The organism is Streptomyces rishiriensis (assembly GCF_030815485.1).
GTDB lineage: Bacteria > Actinomycetota > Actinomycetes > Streptomycetales > Streptomycetaceae > Streptomyces > Streptomyces rishiriensis_A.
This window is the reverse complement of sequence record NZ_JAUSWV010000002.1, coordinates 2,846,814-2,865,330: the sequence shown is the minus strand read 5'-3', so window position 1 is coordinate 2,865,330 and position 18,517 is coordinate 2,846,814. Positions and strand designations below refer to the sequence as shown.

General features: G+C 71.8%; 12 protein-coding genes. 5 read left to right on the top strand and 7 right to left on the bottom strand.

Going from position 1 to position 18,517, the window contains the following annotated elements; genetic code table 11:
• Positions 1-3: 3 nt before the first annotated feature.
• From QF030_RS15205 to QF030_RS15195, 3 genes are all read right to left on the bottom strand, one after another.
• Positions 4-1,149, bottom strand: coding sequence for a serine hydrolase domain-containing protein (locus QF030_RS15205; protein WP_307163213.1), 1,146 nt, complete (start codon positions 1,147-1,149; stop codon positions 4-6).
• A gap of 61 nt (positions 1,150-1,210) precedes the next feature.
• Complete coding sequence (locus QF030_RS15200) at positions 1,211-1,429, bottom strand: hypothetical protein (RefSeq protein ID WP_171397133.1); 219 nt, start codon at positions 1,427-1,429, stop codon at positions 1,211-1,213.
• 148 nt (positions 1,430-1,577) lie between these two features.
• A complete protein-coding gene (locus QF030_RS15195) occupies positions 1,578-3,008 on the bottom strand; it encodes an MFS transporter (RefSeq protein WP_307163212.1) in 1,431 nt (476 codons plus the stop codon).
• A 101-nt stretch (positions 3,009-3,109) separates the two neighbouring features.
• Here QF030_RS15195 and QF030_RS15190 point away from each other — a divergent pair, with 101 nt between their 5' ends.
• Complete coding sequence (locus QF030_RS15190) at positions 3,110-4,144, top strand: helix-turn-helix transcriptional regulator (RefSeq protein WP_307163211.1); 1,035 nt, start codon at positions 3,110-3,112, stop codon at positions 4,142-4,144.
• Positions 4,145-4,332: 188 nt separating this feature from the next.
• Here the strand turns inward: QF030_RS15190 and QF030_RS15185 are convergent, their stop codons facing one another.
• Positions 4,333-5,778 carry an MFS transporter gene (locus QF030_RS15185; protein WP_307163210.1) on the bottom strand — a complete coding sequence of 482 codons (1,446 nt, stop codon included), beginning with the start codon at positions 5,776-5,778 and terminating at the stop codon, positions 4,333-4,335.
• A 108-nt stretch (positions 5,779-5,886) separates the two neighbouring features.
• Here QF030_RS15185 and dusB point away from each other — a divergent pair, with 108 nt between their 5' ends.
• On the top strand, positions 5,887-7,041 hold the full coding sequence (gene dusB / locus QF030_RS15180; protein ID WP_307163209.1) for a tRNA dihydrouridine synthase DusB: 1,155 nt from the start codon (positions 5,887-5,889) through the stop codon (positions 7,039-7,041).
• A gap of 85 nt (positions 7,042-7,126) precedes the next feature.
• On the opposite strand, the gene QF030_RS15175 is transcribed toward dusB, so the two are convergent.
• From QF030_RS15175 to QF030_RS15165, 3 genes are all read right to left on the bottom strand, one after another.
• Positions 7,127-9,007, bottom strand: coding sequence for a CDP-alcohol phosphatidyltransferase (locus QF030_RS15175; RefSeq protein ID WP_307163208.1), 1,881 nt, complete (start codon positions 9,005-9,007; stop codon positions 7,127-7,129).
• Positions 9,008-9,182: 175 nt separating this feature from the next.
• Positions 9,183-11,132: an amylo-alpha-1,6-glucosidase gene (locus QF030_RS15170; protein ID WP_307163207.1), complete on the bottom strand. Its 1,950-nt coding sequence runs from the start codon at positions 11,130-11,132 to the stop codon at positions 9,183-9,185.
• Positions 11,129-12,976 (bottom strand): MGH1-like glycoside hydrolase domain-containing protein, encoded by a 1,848-nt coding sequence (locus QF030_RS15165; RefSeq protein WP_307163206.1) that lies wholly within the window; start codon positions 12,974-12,976, stop codon positions 11,129-11,131. The genes QF030_RS15170 and QF030_RS15165 overlap by 4 nt, the downstream gene beginning before the upstream one ends.
• 120 nt (positions 12,977-13,096) lie before the next feature.
• Here QF030_RS15165 and QF030_RS15160 point away from each other — a divergent pair, with 120 nt between their 5' ends.
• The 3 genes from QF030_RS15160 (at position 13,097) to QF030_RS15150 (ending at position 18,486) form a co-directional block, all read left to right on the top strand.
• Positions 13,097-14,320 carry an ROK family protein gene (locus tag QF030_RS15160; protein WP_307163205.1) on the top strand — a complete coding sequence of 408 codons (1,224 nt, stop codon included), beginning with the start codon at positions 13,097-13,099 and terminating at the stop codon, positions 14,318-14,320.
• Positions 14,321-15,016: 696 nt separating this feature from the next.
• Positions 15,017-17,764, top strand: a complete 2,748-nt coding sequence (gene ppdK / locus QF030_RS15155) for a pyruvate, phosphate dikinase (RefSeq protein ID WP_307163204.1) — start codon at positions 15,017-15,019, stop codon at positions 17,762-17,764.
• Between the two features lie 275 nt (positions 17,765-18,039).
• Entirely contained in the window at positions 18,040-18,486 is a 447-nt protein-coding gene (locus tag QF030_RS15150; protein WP_307163203.1) for a hypothetical protein, read from the top strand.
• The last annotated feature ends 31 nt before the right edge of the window (positions 18,487-18,517 follow it).

The window sequence follows — 18,517 nt, the reverse complement described above, 5'->3', positions numbered from 1 at the left end:
ACGTCAGCGCCCCGCCGTACACCGCCAGAAGTCCCGCATCAGCGGTGTGGGCGTCGGGTTCTCCATCGCCATCTGGGTGAGGAGGATCGTGACCGTGCCCGTCTGCGGGACGATGTGGGCCGTCGTGCCCGTACCGCCGACCCAGCCGTAGCGGCCGGGGACGTTCCAGGGGTCGATGGGGGAGACGTCGACCCCGCCGCCGTGGCCCCAGCCCTGGCCCTCCAGGAACAGCGACGCCAACTCCCTCTGCGGCGCCGTCAGATGGTTGCTCGTCATGCGGCTCACCGAGGCCGGGGAGAGGAGACTGCGGCCGCCCGCTTCGCCGCCGTTCAGGAGCAGGCGGGCGAAGGCCAGCCAGTCGTCCGCCGTGGACACCAGCCCGCCGCCGCCCGACGGGAAGGCGGGGACACGGCTCCACTGGCCGTCCGGGGTGTCCGCCACCTCCGGCGCGCCCGCGCCGTCGGGACGGTAGGCGGTGGTGAAGCGGTCCCGCTTCTCCTTCGGGACCTCGAACGCCGTGTCCTTCATGCCCAGCGGCTCGAAGACCCGTTCCGCGAGGAACTCGGGGAGCGGACGGCCGGACACCCGCGCGATCAGGATGCCCTGGAGGTCGGAGGCCGTGCCGTACAGCCAGGCCTCTCCCGGCTGGTACAGCAGGGGGACGCGGGCCAGGTCCGCCAGCCAGGTGTCCGGGTCCGGGTAGGCCTGCGGGGCCCGGCCGTCCTTCTGCACGCCGAACAGGGCCTGCACCGCAGGGAGCGTGAAGTCCGACGGGAAGCCCCAGCCGGGGCGGGAACTCAGCAGGTCCTCGACCGTGATCGGGCGGGCCGCCGGGACCACGTCGTCGACGGGCGCGGACGGCGTGCGGACCACGACCGGGTCCGCCAGCTCGGGGAGCCACTCGGCCACCGGCGAGTCAAGGGCCAGGAGCCCCTCGTCCACCAGCATCAGCAGGGCCGCCGCCGTGACCGGCTTGGTGATCGAGGCGATCCGGAAGAGAGATCCCCGGTCCATCGGGGCGGTGCCCTCGGCGTCCTGCGAACCGACGGTCACCACCTCCACCGCGTCACCGCGGGCCACGAGGCCCACCGCTCCCGGCACGGTGCCGTCGTCGACGTACCGTCGCAGGGTGTCGTGCAGAGCGCTCATGGGCCGGCCTTCCGGTGCGATTGCCTCTCGTCCTCCTTGAGACCCCCGCGACGACCGGAAGTCATCGCGGCTCGCGGCCCTCCGCGGGATCCACCGTCGCCTGGTGCGCCTCGGCGAGGTGTTCCTCGGCCTTCAGCCAGGGCAGGAACTGCGCCCCCTTGCGCCAGCCGCAGGTGTCACATCTGATCGTGCGCTGCACACCCGCGCGCCGCACCCTGACGACATGCTCCCGCCCGTGCTGGTCCCAGCGGCTCACCTTGCTCGTGTTGATCTCCAGCACCACGCCTCCCGAAATCTCGGCCAGCAAGGAGTGTGCAGCAAGAACAACATCAACGGGGACTCTGCCCGGTGGAGTTGACCGAGCCGTTCCCGGGCCCGGTGCGGCGGCCGGGCCGGTCGGGAGGTCGGGGCCGAGCGGGAGGCCGGAGTCAGCCCACCCTGCGCGGCAGCCGCAGGCTCAGCAGCCCCGTCACGACGACCCCGCCCAACTGCACGGCCAGCGTGGTGATCAGGGCGTCCCGCATGCCCATCCCCGGGACCAGGGAGAGGAACAGGGTCCCGAGGGTGGCCACACCCAGCGCCAGCGAGGCCTGTTGGGTGGTCACCATCACCCCGCTGCCGACGCCGGCGCGGGCCGGCGGCACCTCGGACATCACGATCCGCATGACGACGGGCAGTTGGAGCGCCTGTCCCGCGCCGGCGACCGCCGCGCCCGGCAGCAGCGCGACGAAACCCACGTCCGGCCAGTCGGCGCGCACCGCCAGCAGGATCAGGACGACACCCACGCCCTGGATCACCGAGCCCGCCGTGACCACCCGGGCGCCGAACCGCGTCACCAGCCGTGGCCCGGCCAGCGAGACGAGGAAGAACGCCAGGGCCATCGGCGCGAGCGCCAGACCGGCCGGCACCGGACCGAGGCCCGCCCCGCTCTGGAGCGCCACGGCGATGACGAACATGAACCCGCTGAAGCCGATCGCGAACGGCACCATGATCGTGAGGCCGCGCCGCAGCGAGGTGAGCGCGAACAGGCTCGGCGGCACCAGCGGGGTACGGCCCCGCCGGTCGGCCCGCCGCTCCACCGCGAGGAACGCGCCCGTCAGCAGCGGGAACGCCGCAAGCGACAGCCACGTCCACAGCGGCCAGCCCGCTGCCCGGCCCTCGGTGAGCGGGACGAGCAGCGTCAGCAGGGCGGCGCCGAGGAGCACGGTGCCGGGGCCGTCCGCGGGCTCGGGGTGCTGCGAGCGCGTCTCCGGGACCGTACGGACGGCGAGGACGAGCCCGACGACCACGACGGGGACGTTGACGAGGAACACCGACCGCCAGCCGCTGCCGGCGAGGTCCGCGGCGACCAGTACGCCGCCCAGGATCTGGCCCGCGACCATGGACAGCCCGGCGGTCGCGCCGTACAGGCTCATCGCCTTGGCGCGCCGCGGCCCCTCGGTGGACGACTGGATGGTGGCGAGCACCTGGGGAACCATCGCGGCGGCCGACGCGCCCTGGGCGACCCGCGCCGCGACCAGCGACCACGCGTCCGGCGCGAGCCCGCAGGCCAGCGAGGTCAGGCCGAAGGCGGCCATGCCGCCCAGGAAGAGCCGGCGCCGGCCGAACAGGTCACCGAGCCGGCCGCCCAGCACGAGCAGTACGGCGTACGCGAGCCCGTACCCGGCGACGACGAGTTCGAGGACGGACTCGCTCGCGGCGAGATCCCGGCCCATCGAGGGCAGGGCGACGTTGACGATGAAGAAGTCGATCAGGGGAAGTGCCGCGCCGAGCAGCACGGTGAACAGCCCGAGCGGGCCGAGCGCGCGGGGCGCCGCCACCGTTCGTGCGGCGGCCGGTGTCGTGATGGTTTCAGTCACGCCCCCGAGCCTGCGCCGCCGCCCAGACTGGTACCAGATGCTTCTTATCCTGGTAGAAGGAGTACCTGGCAACAGGGTCCGGGCGGCCGCACGCTGGAGGCATGACGACGATGGCCCAGGAGACACGCGCGCGAGAGGCCCAGGCGACCCGCCGAGCCGAGGGGACTCGTGAGGACCAGGAGGTCCGTGCGGCGGAGGAGGCCCGCGAGGTCCACAAGGCCCGCGAGTCGCGCCGGGCCGGTGGCTCCGCGATCCGGCGCCATGAGCTGGCCGCCTTCCTGCGCAGCCGCCGCGAGCGGATCACACCCGAGCAGGTGGGTCTCCCGCGTGGAGCGCGCCGCCGGACCCCGGGGCTGCGCCGCGAGGAGGTCGCGCATCTCTCGGCGGTGGGCGTCACCTGGTACACCTGGCTCGAGCAGTCGAGGGACATCCAGGTCTCGGTCCAGGTCCTGGACGCCCTCGCCCGCACCCTGCTGCTCGACCCGAGCGAACGGGCCCACCTCTTCCAGCTGGCCGCCGCCACCGACCCGACCCCCGCCTCGTCGTGCGCCGGCGTCACCGACGCGGTGCGCGAGGTGCTCGACCAGCTCGACCCGTTGCCCGCCTGTGTCCAGAACAGCCGCTACGACATCCTGGCCTACAACCGCACCTACGCCCATCTGCTCTGCGACCTCGACGCGATCCCGCCCGAGGACCGCAACTGCATGATCCTCGTGCACACCCACCCGCAGTGGCGCGAGTCGGTCGTCCACCTCGACGAGAGCATGCGGCTCATGGCGGCGAAGCTCCGCGCCTCCATGGCCGGCCATCTCACCGAGCCCGCCTGGAAGATGCTGGTCAAGCGGCTCCAGTCGGAGTCCCCCGAGTTCCGCGAGAACTGGGAGCGCTACGAGGTCGTCGCGACCCGCAGCAAGACCAAACAGTTCCGCAACCCCCACGTCGGCCTCCTCGACCTCACCCACACCGACCTCTGGCTGAGCCCGGAACTCGGGGCGCGCCTGGTGACGTACGCACCGGCGGACGAGGTGACGCGCGAGCGGCTGGAGAAGCTGTACGCGTTCGCCCAGACGCCGTCCGCCGTGACCGCCGTGACCGCCGGGAGCGCAGGGAGCGCAGGGAGCGTCGAGATCGCCTGACCGCCGGGAGCGCCAGGAGCGTCGAGATCGCCTGATCGCCGAAAGTGCCTGACCGCTGGGAGCGCTACGAGCGTCATTGCCGCTCAAACCGCCACCACCCCCAGGTCGGCCGTCGAGCCCTCCAGGCCGGCCGTCGAGCCCTCCGGCCGTCGAGCCCGTCGAAGGCGTCCGGACCGTCGAGAGCGGGGTCAGACGCTGAGGGTCGCCGCCTCCCGGACCTCCGGCGACTCCAGTCGCGCCGCGGTCCGCTCCGCCGTCCGCCGGGCCCAGGGCCCGGTGGTCACGGCGCCCAGGACGAGGACGACGAAACCGCATCCGGCGAGGATCCACCAGCCGGGGACGGCGGCCGAGACGAAGGTGTCCCGGTACGCCGAGGTGCTCACGCCGGCCGCCAGGACCGCGCCGACCACCGCGACGCCCAGCGTCTGGCCCAGCTGGCGGCTGGTGGAGGCGACCGCCGCAGCGACCCCCGCCTGACCGCGCGGCATGCCCGAGACCGCCGTGTTCGTGATCGGCGCGTTCACGAACCCGAAGCCCACCCCGAACAGCACGTACCCGAGGAACAGCGTCGCGTCGGACGTCTCCGCCTCGAAGACGGCGAACAGCAGCCCGCTCGTCGTGATCGCGGCGCCCGAGATCAGCAGCGGCAGCCGTGGTCCCCGGCTGCCGACCAACCGTCCGGACAGCGGGGCGCACAGGAACGTCGGGACGGCCATCGGCAGCATCCACAGCCCGGCGTGCAGCGCGTCCAGGCCCCGTACGTTCTGGAGGTACAGCGTGGACAGGAACAGGAAGCCGCCCAGTGCGGCGAACGCGCCGACCGCCACCACGGTCGCCCCGCTGAACGGCACCGACCGGAAGAAGCGCAGGTCGACGAGGGGTTCGCTGCGCCGGGGCTCGTACCACAGCAGGCCGATCAGCGCGGCGAGCGCCACGGCGAAGAAGGGGCCGCTCGTCGCCGCGCCCGCCTCCGGCACCTCGATGATCGCGTAGGTGAGGGGGCCGAAGAGCGCGATGACCAGCAGCTGGCCGACCGGGTCGGCGCGGCGGGCCTTCGGCGCGCGGGACTCGGGAACGAACCGCAGGGTCGCCAGCAGGGCGACCGCGCCGATCGGCAGGTTGATCCAGAAGATCGACCGCCAGCCCACCGACTCCACCAGAAGTCCGCCCAGCAGCGGGCCCGCGGCCATCGAGATGCCCACGACCGCGCCCCACACCCCGATGGCGCGGGCCCGCTCGCGCGGGTCGGTGAACGTGTTGGTGATGATCGACATGGCCACCGGGTTCAGCATCGACCCGCCGACCGCCTGCACCATCCGGGCGGCGACGAGCAGCTCCAGGTTCGGGGCGAGCGAGCACAGCAGCGAGCCGAGCGTGAACACGACCAGCCCGGCCATGAAGACTTTCTTGCGGCCGATCCGGTCGGCCGTCGACCCGGCGAGCATCAGCAGCACGGCCAGGACGAGCGTGTAGGCGTCGATCGTCCACTGGAGGCCGGCGGTGGAGGCGTGCAGATCGCTCTGCATCGAGGGCAGGGCGACGTTCAAAACCGTGACGTCGAGGCTCACGATCAGCAGGCTCATGCAGCAGATGGCGAGGACGAGGAGACGGCGACGAGGGCTGAGCTCGGGCATGCGCTCCATCGTACGCCGATATCAATAGTGCGCCTAACTAATGGTAGCTACAAGCGGTGTGCTCGGAGGTGCGGCCGGGCACGTCGCCGGATGCGTGACAATGGGTGGATGCCCATGACCGCGCCCACGCAGAACGCGACCCTCCGGATCGGCCCGCACACCGTCACCCCGCCGGTCGTCCTGGCCCCCATGGCCGGGATCACCAACGCTCCCTTCCGGACTCTGTGCCGGGAGTTCAGCGGAGGCAAGGGCCTGTTCGTGAGCGAGATGATCACGACCCGGGCGCTGGTCGAGCGCAATGAGAAGACCATGCAGCTGATCCACTTCGACGCGACCGAGAAGCCGCGGTCGATCCAGCTGTACGGCGTCGACCCGGCCACCGTCGGCAAGGCCGTCCGCATGATCGCGGAGGAGGGTCTCGCCGACCACATCGACCTGAACTTCGGCTGCCCGGTCCCCAAGGTGACGAGGAAGGGCGGCGGCAGCGCCCTCCCCTACAAGCGTCACCTGCTCCGCGCCATCCTGCGCGAGGCGGTCGCCGGGGCCGGCGACCTGCCGGTGACGATGAAGATGCGCAAGGGCATCGACGACGACCACATCACCTACCTCGACGCCGGCCGGATCGCCGTCGAGGAGGGCGTCACCGCGATCGCGCTGCACGGACGCACCGCCGCCCAGCACTACGGCGGCACCGCCGACTGGGAGGCGATCGCCCGCCTGAAGGAACACGTCCCGGAGATCCCCGTCCTCGGCAACGGCGACATCTGGTCGGCCGAGGACGCGCTGCGGATGGTGCGCGAGACCGGCTGCGACGGCGTGGTCGTCGGGCGCGGCTGCCTCGGCCGGCCGTGGCTGTTCGCCGACCTCGTGGCCGCCTTCGAGGGACGCACGGACGACATCGCGCGGCCGTCCCTCCGCGAGGTCGCCGACGTGATGGTCCGGCACGCCACCCTGCTCGGCGAGTGGATCGGCGACGAGCCGCGCGGGGTCATCGACTTCCGCAAGCACGTCGCCTGGTACCTCAAGGGCTTCGCCGTCGGCTCCGAGATGCGCAAGCGGCTGGCCGTCACCTCGTCGCTCGCCGAACTCCGGGGCGGCCTCGACGAGCTGGACCTCGACCAGCCCTGGCCCACCGGCGCCGACGGCCCCCGGGGCCGCACCTCCGGCAACAACAGGGTGGTGCTGCCGGACGGCTGGCTGAAGGACCCCTACGACTGCGCGGGCATCAGCGAGGACGCCGAACTGGACACCTCGGGCGGCTGAGGCGCCCGCAGGACACCCACCCGTCGACGGGTGGGTGCTCTTCGGTCCGTCGACGGTGGGCGCCCGGTCCGTCGACGGTGCGTGCTCAGCCGGTCGACGGGTGCGGGGTCGAGCCGTACGCTTTCAGGAACCTGTCGCGGAAGGAACTCATCTTCCACACCGGGGCGTCGTGGGCGGGCTTCAGACCGTCCGTCCAGTTCCAGGCGGCGATCTTGTCGAGGACCTTCGGGTCCTTCGCGACGATCGAGATCGGCACGTCCCGGCTGGCCTCGTTGCCGCTGACCCGGCTGATGGGCTGGTGGTCGCCGAGGAACACCAGGACGGTGTCGTCGGTGCCGTACCGCTCCAGCCACTGGGTGAGAGCGGTCACCGAGTACTGGACGGACTCGCCGTACGCCTTCTTGGACCGGTCGGAGTCGGAGATGACGTCGGACGCCTTCTCACCGGCCGCCTGGATGTCCTCGAACACCGAGCCGTCGCCGAGCTCGTCCCAGCCGACCATCTTCGGGATCGGCGCCCAGGGCTGGTGGCTGGAGGTCAGGATGATCTCCGACATCAGCGGCTTGTCGCGGTCGGTGCGGCCGTGCTCCAGCCGCTGGAACGCCTCCAGGGCGTACTGGTCGGGCATGGTCGACCAGCTGAACTTCGGCCCCTGGTAGCCCATCTGGAACGCGTTGTAGACCTTGTCCAGGCCGTAGAACCTCTGCTCCGGCCAGCCCTTCTGCACGCCCGGCATGACGCCGACCGTGTCCCAGGCGCCGGTCTTCTGGAACGCCTTCGTCAGGGACAGGTGGTCGCTGGCCATGACCGTGCGGTACCGCTGCTGGGTGTCGACCCACAGGCCGGACAGGGTGGTGGAGTGGCCGAGCCAGCTGCTGCCGCCGTACGTCGCCGAGGTCAGCCAGCCGCTCTTCGCGCTGAAGCCGGCCTGCGCCAGGGCCGCGGTGCTGGTGTCCAGGGTCTCGACGACGCCCGGAGCGATGCCCGGATCCTCGATGGCGCTGCGGCCGTAGCTCTCGATGAAGGTGAAGATCACGTCCTTGCCGCGCAGGTCCGGCACGAGCTGGGCGGGCGGGGTGGCCCCGAACGTGTCGCTGCGGGCCACCTTTCCGAACGCCGCCTCGTCCTGGAGGGTCGCCCGCACCCGCCTGGCCTCGGAGGCGAGCGTGTTCACGACCTGGTCGGAGGCGACCGGCAGCTCGGCGTACTGGACACCGAGGACGGAGCAGGTGATCCAGACGGTGCCCGCGATCAGCGTGCCCCGGGTCGCCCGCCGGGTGTCACGCACCAGGAGGCGGCTCAGCCGCACCGTCGCCAGCGCCATGCCGGCCAGGATCAGCACGATGAGCAGGAGCAGCCCGATCGACGCGGCCAGCGCGACCGCCCCGCCCATCGAGTCCGCCACGTACGACTGCGCGTCGTCCAGCAGGGTCCAGTCCAGGACGAGGTCGAAGTCGCGGCCCAGGTACTCCACGAACTGCATGTCGAGCACGTTCAGTATGGTCAGCGCACCGAGGGCCGCACCGGCCAGCGCCGCCAGCGCCACCCGGGGCCTGCGCGGCAGCGCCAGCAGCAGGGCCGCGCCGATGATCGCCTCACCCGGCAGCCGCACGAACCGGCTGGGGTGCAGCGCGAAGAGACGATTCGGCAGCGACAACGCCCCGAACACGAGCACCAGGGAGACGACGGTCGCGGTCCACCACACCACCCGAGCGACCCGCGGATACCGCCCCCGCCATCCCCGCCAGTACGCGATCCGCGCCCGGAGACCCCGGGGGACGGCCTGCGCGGCGCGGGCGGACCCGACGGTCTCATCGGGCGCGGTGGGCGCGGAGGGTTCGGTGGCCTCGTCGGCCGTGGCGGGTTCGGCCGTCGAGGCGTCGGCCGAGGGGGTTCGCGGCGTCGGGGTGTCGTCCTCGGGGTCTTGCGGGGTGGGCGGCTGGGATGAGCGAGTGGTGACAGGCACCCGGGGGTCCTTCCGTACGAAGCCCGGCGGTTCGGCGGATCCGGCGTGGGGCCGGATCCGCCACAGTTTCGTACGGCCTGCCTTCGGCTCGCGTTCAGTCACCCTCGGCCAGCGCTCGGCAAACACCACGCAAACGTCACGCCAAGCGGCCGGAGCGGGGCCGGAACGGAGGAGCTCACGCGCCCCCGACCGCCGTGAGCAGCGCCAACGGGGCCGCCGCCGAACGGGACTCCCGTACACACGCGTGCGGGTACGGTACCGGCTCCCCGTGGGTGTCACGGCCGTAGCCCGCGAGGACCTCGGGGAGCCGGTGTCCGGTCGCGGTCGCCGCATCGACCAGCGCGTGGGCGACCGTACGGGCCTCGTCGTGCAGGCCGTAGCGGGCGAGGCCCAGCGTGATCAGCGCGTTGTCGTGCGGCCAGACCGAACCGCGGTGGTAGGAGAGCGGGTGGTACGCGGGCTGCCCGGACGCCAGCGTGCGCACACCCCAGCCGGAGAAGAAGTCCGGTTCGAGCAGCCGCCGGCCCACCTGCTCCCCGTACTCCTTGTCCAGCAGGCCCGACCAGAGCAGATGCCCGGCGTCCGAGGCGAGCGCGTCGACCTGGCGGCCCTCACCGTCCAGGGCGAGCGCCGGGAAGGAACGCTCACCCATCCAGAAGTCCCGCTGGAACCGGTCCCGCAGGTCGGCGGCCGCCTGTTCCAGCAGGGCCGCGTACTTCTCGTCCTCCCACACCGTGCGCGCCACCCACGCCGTGCGGCGCAGCGCGTCGTACGCGTAGCCCTGGGCCCCCGCCGCCATCACCGCTCCGGTCGCGCGGGTGCCGTCCGCGGAGCAGATGGCGCCGGGGGAGTCCTTCCAGTTCTGGTTGGCCAGACCGCCCTGGTCGGCCCGGTACACCAGGTAGCCGCGGGAGGTGAGACCGCCGTGGTCCAGCATCCAGCCGATCGCCGCGCGGGCGTGCGGCTCCAGCCGGCGGGCCAGCGTCACGTCCCGGGTCTGCTCGACATATGCGCCGAGGAGGACGAGGAAGAGGGGAGTCGCGTCCACGGAGCCGTAGTAGCGGCCGTACGGGACCTGCCCGAAATGCGCGAGCTCGCCGTGCCGCACCTCGTGCACGATCTTGCCGGGCTGGGACACGGTCCGCGGGCCGGTCTCGGTGGCCTGGGCCGCGGCGAGCGCGAGCAGGGTGGCGGCGGCCGGGCGGGAGCGGTAGGGCAGGACGAACAGCGAGGTGAGCAGGGCGTCACGGCCCAGCAGGGTCAGGAACCAGGGGGCGCCCGCCGCCGGTACGCGCAGTTCCTCGCCGTCCGGGCCGGTCGCCTGGACCTGGAGCGAGGCCAGGTCCGCGAGACCGCGGGCACAGGCCGCGGCCAGCTCGGGCCAGCCGGTCGGGAAGGCCACGCCCTCCACGAACTCGCCCTCCTGCGCGAGGAGTTGACCGGTGATCGCGGCCGGTGAGCGGGGCACCCGCAGGGCCCGTTTCTCGCCGTGCGGCCGGGCCATCACCCGCAGGGTCAGCTCGGCGGAGCCGTGCGGCTCGAGCTCCAGCTTCCACACCAGCCGGCGGGCGCCGGTGCCGGTCTCCTCGACGGCGTCCGGCACGGGCTCGGCCGTCACCGTCGTACAGGACTGCCACTCACCGCGCCGGTAGGTGAACTCCACGCCGTCGTCGAGGATCTGGCGGCGGCGCACGACGCCGGTCTTCGCGTACGTCCGGTGGTCGGAGCGCAGTTCGAACTGGTCGGTGAAGTCGGCGTCGGCGGTGACCGCGAGGCGGACCGTCGTCGGCACCGGGCGGTTGCTGACGATCCGCAGCGACTCGACGAACGAGCTGTCCCCGACGGCCTGTTCACGGAACAGCGTGCAGGACGGCGGCTCGTTGCGGCCGCCGCGCGGGACGAGCACGCACCGTGTGGTGTCGCCGTCCGCGACCGGCGAGAGCACCTCCGGTACGGCGCCGTCGACCGTCAGCTGCCAGCGGCTGAGGTGCCGGGCGTCCCGGACGAACAACCCCTCGGGGGATCCGTCGGCCACCCCGGAGCCCCGTACGCCGCTGATGTCCCCGCGGTCGCCCACGGCGGCGAACGTCCCGCCGTACACGAGCAGATGATGCCGGTCCGTCATCCCCGGTCCCCTCCCTTGAGAGCCGTGTTACCCGTGCCGGCCGGGATGCCCGGTCCGGCCATGACACCCGTGCCTGACGTGGTGTCGGCGTGCAGCAGGTCGAGCGTGAGCGCGGCGGTCCAGCTGAAGCCGGTCGCGCCACAGGCCTCGCCGGTGTACGGGTCGACGTACTCCGCGAAGTCGGAGGTGTCCGCGATGTCCAGCACAGCCCGCCGCAGCGCGTCCGCACCGGTCTCGTCGCCGTGCAGCCTGAGGCCCCGCTCGAGCAGCCAGCTCGTGTTGAACCAGGCCGGGCCGCGCCAGTAGCGGTGCGGGTCGAAGGCCTCGCCGAGCAGGTCGTAGCTGGGCGCGAGGCGGGTGGCGGTGCCCAGGCCGAAGTGCGGGCCGCGCAGGGTGCGCACGAGAGCGGCGGCCACCTCGCGCGGCAGGCCGGGCAGGAGGAGCGGGACGAGACCGGAGACGCCGCGCTCCGGGACGAGGGCGCCGGTGAGCGGGCGCCGGCCCGGGTCCGGATCCCCACCGCGCAGATCACGGCAGAAGAACATGCCCTCCGCCGGGTCCCACAGCCGCTCGACGAGGGCCGCCGTCAGCCGCTCCGCGCGCGCGTGCCGGGCCGTGCCGGTCGCGCCCAGCTCGTACGCGATCCGCGCGAGGGCGTGTTCGGAGGCGATGAGCAGCGCGTTGAAGGCGGGGTCCTCGACGGCGAACTCCGCGCCCCCGGCGCCGTGGCCGCCCCCACCGGGCCCGCCCGCGTGCCTGCCGTCCCGCTTCCGGCCGCCCAGGTGCCCGCCGTCCTGCCCGCAGTCCTGTCCGAGGGCTCCCTGATGCCCACGGTCCCGCACTCGGCCGTCGCGTCGGTCCCCGTCCGGCCCTCGGTCCTCGCGTCGGTCCCCGTCCCGCCTCCGGTCCGCGCGGTGTCCGCCGTCCGCCTCTCCGCCGTCGCCGTACCCGCCGTCCGCCGCTTCCTCGGCGCCGTACCCGCCGGGGAGCCCGCCACTGCCCCGCACGCCGCCGTCCCGCACGCCGCCGTCCCGGTACCCGCCGTCCCGGTACCCGCCGTCCCGGTAGTCCGTGGCCAGCCGCACGTACCGGCCGTAGTCCAGGTCGGTCGGACGGTCCTCGGGCGCCCCGTGGTCGAGGTCGGCGCGGCGGAAGGAACGGGCCGGGGCCGGGGCGACCCGGGAGAGCGGCGCGTCCCAGCTCGGCGCGTTGTCCATGCCCTGCTCCCACGGATGGACGACGGCCACCAGCCCGCCCCCGCCCAGGTCACGCCGGTGCAGCAGATAGCGGTGCCAGGCGGCGAGCCGGGGGTACACCCGGGTGAGGAAGCCGCGGGCGCGCGAGAGGCCCGGGTCGGCGCAGTGCACCAGCCAGGCCGCGAGCGCGTGCACCGGTGGCTGCACGATGCCGGAGGTCTGTACGGTGCGCGGGGCGCCCGCAGCGCGCCCCGCGGTCGAGGAGCGCCAGAAGTCGGGGCTCGGGAAGTACGCGTCGAGCGGCACGGAGGGGTTGAACACGATGTGCGGGATGCGCCCGTCGCCCCACTGGGCGTCCAGCAGCGTCTCCAGCTCCGTCTGCGCCCGGCGCGGCGAGACGTGCCGCAGGCCGATGGCGATGAAGGCCGAGTCCCAGGACCACTGGTGCGGGTACAGACCGGGCGAGGGAACCGTCGACGTCCCCGTCCAGTTGCCCGCCAGTACGTGCGCCGCCCTGCGGCGCAGTGCCGCGCGGTGCGCGGTCCCGGGTGCCGGAGCCCCGAAGTGCGGCGGACCGGGCGGCGCCGCCGGATCGTATGCAACGGCGTACTCGGCCGGGCGGGCGATGAGCTGGGCGGTGCGATCCACTCGGGGCTCCCCGAAGACGACAAGGCCGACCGGTTCGGCGGTGGCTACCATAGGGTTACGTCTATTTAACACGCAAAACTCAATATGTAATGCAGGCTTGAGAAACACAAGGGGGTGCGCATGACGGGACGAGGCCAGGCCAGCGCCGGAGATCTGCTCGAACTGGTGCGCAAGGGGCGGGCGACGACACGTGGTGCCCTCCAGCAGGCCACCGGCCTCTCCCGAGCCACCGTCGGCCAGCGTCTTGACCGCCTCTTCCGCGCCGGCTGGCTGCGCGAGGGGGCCGGCGGCCCGGTCGACTCCCCGCTGGGCGGCCGTCCCTCGATCACCCTGGAGTTCGACGACGCCCACGCCGTCGTCCTGGCGGCGGACCTGGACACGCGCCACGCGCGGGCTGCCGTGCTGACGCTGACCGGAGAGATCCTGGCCGAGCACGGCGGCACGCTGATCCTGGAGGACGGGCCGGACGTGGTGCTCGGCGAGCTGGGCGGCTGGTTCGCCGAGCTGCTGGAGAAGGCGGGCCACCGGCCGGACGAGGTGTGCGGCATCGGACTCGCCGTGCCCGGCCCGGTCGACAGCGAGACCGGCCGGGTCGTCCAGCCGCCGATCATGCCCGGCTGGGACGGCTACGACATAAGGGGCCGCCTGTCCCGCGCCTTCTCCGAACGGACGGCGGGCGGGACCGCGGGCGGGTTCGGGGGCGCGGTGGCGGTCCCCGTCCTCGTCGACAACGACGCCAACCTCATGGCGTACGGCGAACAGCGCACCGGATACGCCGACTGCTCGGCGTTCGTGCTGGTCAAGGTGTCGACCGGGATAGGCGCGGGAGTCGTGGTCGGTGGCTCGATCTTCCGCGGCGTCGACGGCGGGGCCGGCGACATCGGGCACATCCGGGTGGGCGCGGAGGCGCTGTGCCGCTGCGGCTCCTACGGCTGTCTCGCGGCGGTCGCCAGCGGTGGCGCCGTGGCGCGGAGGCTGGCGGAGTCGGGTGTTCCGGCGTCCTCGGGTTCGGATGTGCGCGACCTGCTCGCGGCCGGGCACCCGGAGGCGGCCGCACTGGCCCGTGAGGCCGGCCGCCGGGTCGGGGACGTCCTGGCGACCGTCGTGACGCTGCTCAACCCCGGGGTTCTGATGATCGCCGGAGATCTGGCCGGAACCGCCTTCCTGACGGGCGTGCGCGAGCTGCTCTACCAGCGCGCGCTGCCCCGCTCCACCGCCCACCTGGACGTGGTGACCTCACGGCTCGGCGAGCGGGCGGGCCTGGTGGGAGCGGGAGCGCTGGTCGTGGAGCACCTGTACGCGCCGGAGCGGGCCGAGGAGCGGTTGCTGGCGCTCGGGGTGTGAGAGACGCTCGTGTGACGGGCCTCCGGGCGCCCGGGGCCCCCGGACCTCCCGGAAGCCTCGAGAGGCCCGGACCCTCGACGAACCCTGGAGGCCCGGAAGCTCCGGGAATCTCGAAGGGAATCCCGGGAGGCTCGAAGGCTCGGGACCTCCCGGGAATGTCGGGAGACTCAGGACTGCCGGGAACGTCGGCAGGATCGGGACCTCTCGGAATGCCGGGAGGCTCAGGACTGCCGAGAACACCGGGCGGCTCGTGTGACGAGCAGGTTTCCCTCTCCCGGCGGGTCCTCGGGTGCGTCCGCATCGTGAAATCGAGGCGTCCGCACAAGGCTCGTTCCAGCGTGATTCTCGCCACCCCTGAGGGGGGAAGTGCTCAGATGAGCGAATCAAGAACGATTGCACTTCTCCAAGGAGTGGCACTCAGTGCCACCCCTTGATCGTTCATCGATCGAAATCAATCGTGCCACACAGTGCTCATCTGAGCGTAATATGGGGCATGCGAGAGGCGCCGGGAGGGCGCTTGCGTTCAAGAAGTGAAAACATCCGCGGCCGTGCGCTTGCCAAGCCTTGACTTTCGATCCGCTGGCGGACGGTTGGTTACGGGCACATGACGCGCGAGTGGACGTACCCAGGAGCCTTCGATCTGGGTATGTTCCTGGCCGTCAGGGCAGCCACCGCGTCCTCGAGGAGTCGAGACCCGTGTCGGAAAACAAAGATCTCCAGGTAGCCGAGCAGGCCGCGACCGTTGAGGGCGTGAAGTTCGTCTATGACTTCACCGAGGGCAACAAGGAGCTCAAGGACCTTCTCGGCGGCAAGGGCGCGAACCTCGCCGAGATGACCAACCTGGGCCTTCCCGTCCCTCCCGGCTTCACCATCACCACCGAGGCCTGCAAGGTCTACCTCGACAGCGGCGAGGAGCCGGCGGCACTGCGTGACGAGGTGAGTGCGCACCTCGACGCGCTGGAGCAGCGGATGGGCAAGAAGCTCGGGCAGGCCGACGACCCGTTGCTGGTCTCGGTCCGCTCCGGCGCCAAGTTCTCGATGCCCGGCATGATGGACACGGTCCTCAACATCGGCCTCTCCGACAAGTCGGTCCAGGGCCTCGCCAAGCAGGCCGGCGACGACCGCTTCGCCTGGGACTCCTACCGCCGCCTGATCCAGATGTTCGGCAAGACGGTCCTCGGCGTCGAGGGCGAGCTCTTCGAGGACGCGCTGGAGGCCGCGAAGACCGCCAAGAAGGTCACGGTCGACACCGAGCTGGAGGCCGCGGACCTGAAGAAGCTGGTCACCCGCTTCAAGAAGATCGTCAAGACCGAGGCCGGACGGGACTTCCCGCAGGACCCGCGCGAGCAGATGGACCTCGCCATCCACGCCGTCTTCGACTCCTGGAACACCGACCGCGCGAAGCTCTACCGCCGCCAGGAGCGCATCCCCGGCGACCTGGGCACGGCCGTCAACGTCTGCTCGATGGTCTTCGGCAACCTGGGCCCCGACTCGGGCACGGGCGTGGCGTTCACCCGCGACCCCGCCTCCGGCCACCAGGGCGTCTACGGCGACTACCTCCAGAACGCCCAGGGCGAGGACGTGGTGGCGGGCATCCGCAACACCGTTCCGCTCGCCGAGCTGGAGTCGATCGACAAGAAGTCGTACGACCAGCTGATGCAGATCATGGAGACGCTGGAGAACCACTACAAGGATCTCTGCGACATCGAGTTCACCATCGAACGCGGTCAGCTGTGGATGCTCCAGACCCGCGTCGGCAAGCGCACGGCGGGCGCGGCCTTCCGTATCGCCACCCAGCTCGTCGACCAGGGCCTGATCGACGAGGCCGAGGCGCTCCAGCGGGTGACCGGCGCCCAGCTCGCCCAGCTGATGTTCCCGCGCTTCGACGAGGAGGCGAAGGTCCAGCAGGTCGGCCGGGGCATCGCGGCATCGCCGGGCGCGGCGGTGGGCAAGGCGGTCTTCGACTCGTACACGGCCGTCAAGTGGTCCCGCTCGGGCGAGAAGGTCATCCTGGTCCGCCGCGAGACCAACCCCGACGACCTGGACGGCATGATCGCGGCCGAGGGCATCCTGACCTCGCGCGGCGGCAAGACCTCCCACGCGGCCGTGGTGGCCCGCGGCATGGGCAAGACCTGTGTCTGCGGCGCCGAGGAGCTCGAGGTCGACACCAAGCGCCGCCGGATGACGGTGCCGGGCGGCCATGTCGTCGAGGAAGGCGACCTGATCTCCATCGACGGCTCGAGCGGCAAGGTCTACCTGGGCGAGGTCCCGGTGGTCCCGTCCCCCGTGGTGGAGTACTTCGAGGGCCGGATGCACGCGGGCGCCAACGACGCCGACGAGCTCGTCGAGGCCGTGCACCGGATCATGGCGTTCGCCGACCGCAAGCGCCGCCTGCGGGTCCGCGCCAACGCGGACAACGCCGAGGACGCGCTGCGCGCCCGCCGCTTCGGAGCCCAGGGCATCGGCCTGTGCCGTACGGAGCACATGTTCCTCGGCGACCGTCGCGAGCTGGTCGAGCGCCTGATCCTCGCGGACACGGAGACCGAGCGCGAGGAGTCGCTGAAGGCGCTCCTGCCGCTCCAGAAGCAGGACTTCGTGGAGCTGTTCTCGGCGATGGACGGCCTCCCGGTCACCGTCCGGCTGCTGGACCCGCCCCTGCACGAGTTCCTGCCCGACATCACCGAGCTGTCGGTCCGCGTGGCCCTCGCCGAGTCCCGCCAGGAGCCGCACGAGAACGAACTCCGGCTCCTCCAGGCCGTCCACCGCCTGCACGAGCAGAACCCGATGCTGGGTCTGCGCGGCGTGCGCCTCGGCCTCGTCATCCCCGGCCTGTTCACCATGCAGGTACGGGCGATCGCCGAAGCGGCGGCCGAGCGCAAGACGGCGAAGGGTGACCCGCGCGCGGAGATCATGATCCCGCTCGTCGGCACGGTGCAGGAACTGGAGATCGTCCGCGAGGAGGCCGACGAGGTCATCGCGGAGGTCGAGGCCGCGACCGGCGTCCAGCTGAAGCTCTCGATCGGCACGATGATCGAGCTGCCGCGCGCCGCGCTGACCGCCGGTCAGATCGCCGAGGCCGCGCAGTTCTTCTCCTTCGGCACGAACGACCTGACCCAGACGGTGTGGGGCTTCAGCCGCGACGACGTCGAGGCCTCGTTCTTCACGGCCTACCTGGAGAAGGGCATCTTCGGCGTCAGCCCGTTCGAGACGATCGACCGCGACGGCGTGGGCTCCCTGGTGAAGCTGGCGGTGGAGGCCGGCCGCGCCACCCGCCCCGACCTGAAGCTCGGCGTCTGCGGCGAGCACGGCGGCGACCCGGAGTCCGTCCACTTCTTCCACGAGGTGGGACTCGACTACGTCTCCTGCTCGCCGTTCCGGATCCCGGTGGCCCGGCTCGAGGCGGGCCGGGCGGCCTCGCAGTCGACGGGCAGCGACCACCGCTGACGCCCCGCTGACCCCGGAGCCGCCGCCGGTCCCCGACCCTCACCGATCGGCGGCGGCTCCGGCGCACCAAGGAGGACGGCACCCTGTGCGGGGGTGCCGTCCTCTTGTGCTGCCCGCCCGCCCGCCCTCCTACCCGCCGGTGGCTCGATGGTGTTTTTTCGCACTGAGGTGGCTGGAAGTCGATCGCCTGATGTGATGGTTGTGGGGCGATAGATCGTTTCTGTCAACTTACGTGCCACTACAGTCCGTTACTCCTGGCGACGACAGTGTCGCTGATGGTCACGGAGGCGTGGATGAAGAGGGCAGTGCTCGGCTTGGCCGCGGTCGGTCTGATGTTCGGCGGGGTGGTGGCGGCGCCTACTTCGCCGGTGCAGGGGAAGATCCCGAAACTCACACCGCTGGGTGCCGATTTCAGTTACGGCAAGTACAAGTTCAATCGGCCCGGGATCAATCACGGTGCCTTCGAATGGTGGGGTCACCTCAAAGACACGATCGCCACTGATCGGCACAACGTCTACATCGAAGTCAAGGTCCACGGCCACGGCTGGGTGCGTTACTACGGAAAGCAGCGGAGCTCAGTTCGGTTGCACGAGTCCAACTGGGACGGCGCACAACGCTATACAGGGAAGATCAAGCTCCGAGTCTGCCGCGACCGGGGCACCCTACGCCCCGACAATTGCGCTCCGGAGCAAGAATTTGCGTATGACTGGGACCATGTCTGATCCGGTCTGAAATCCCGAGCCCAGGTGGCTT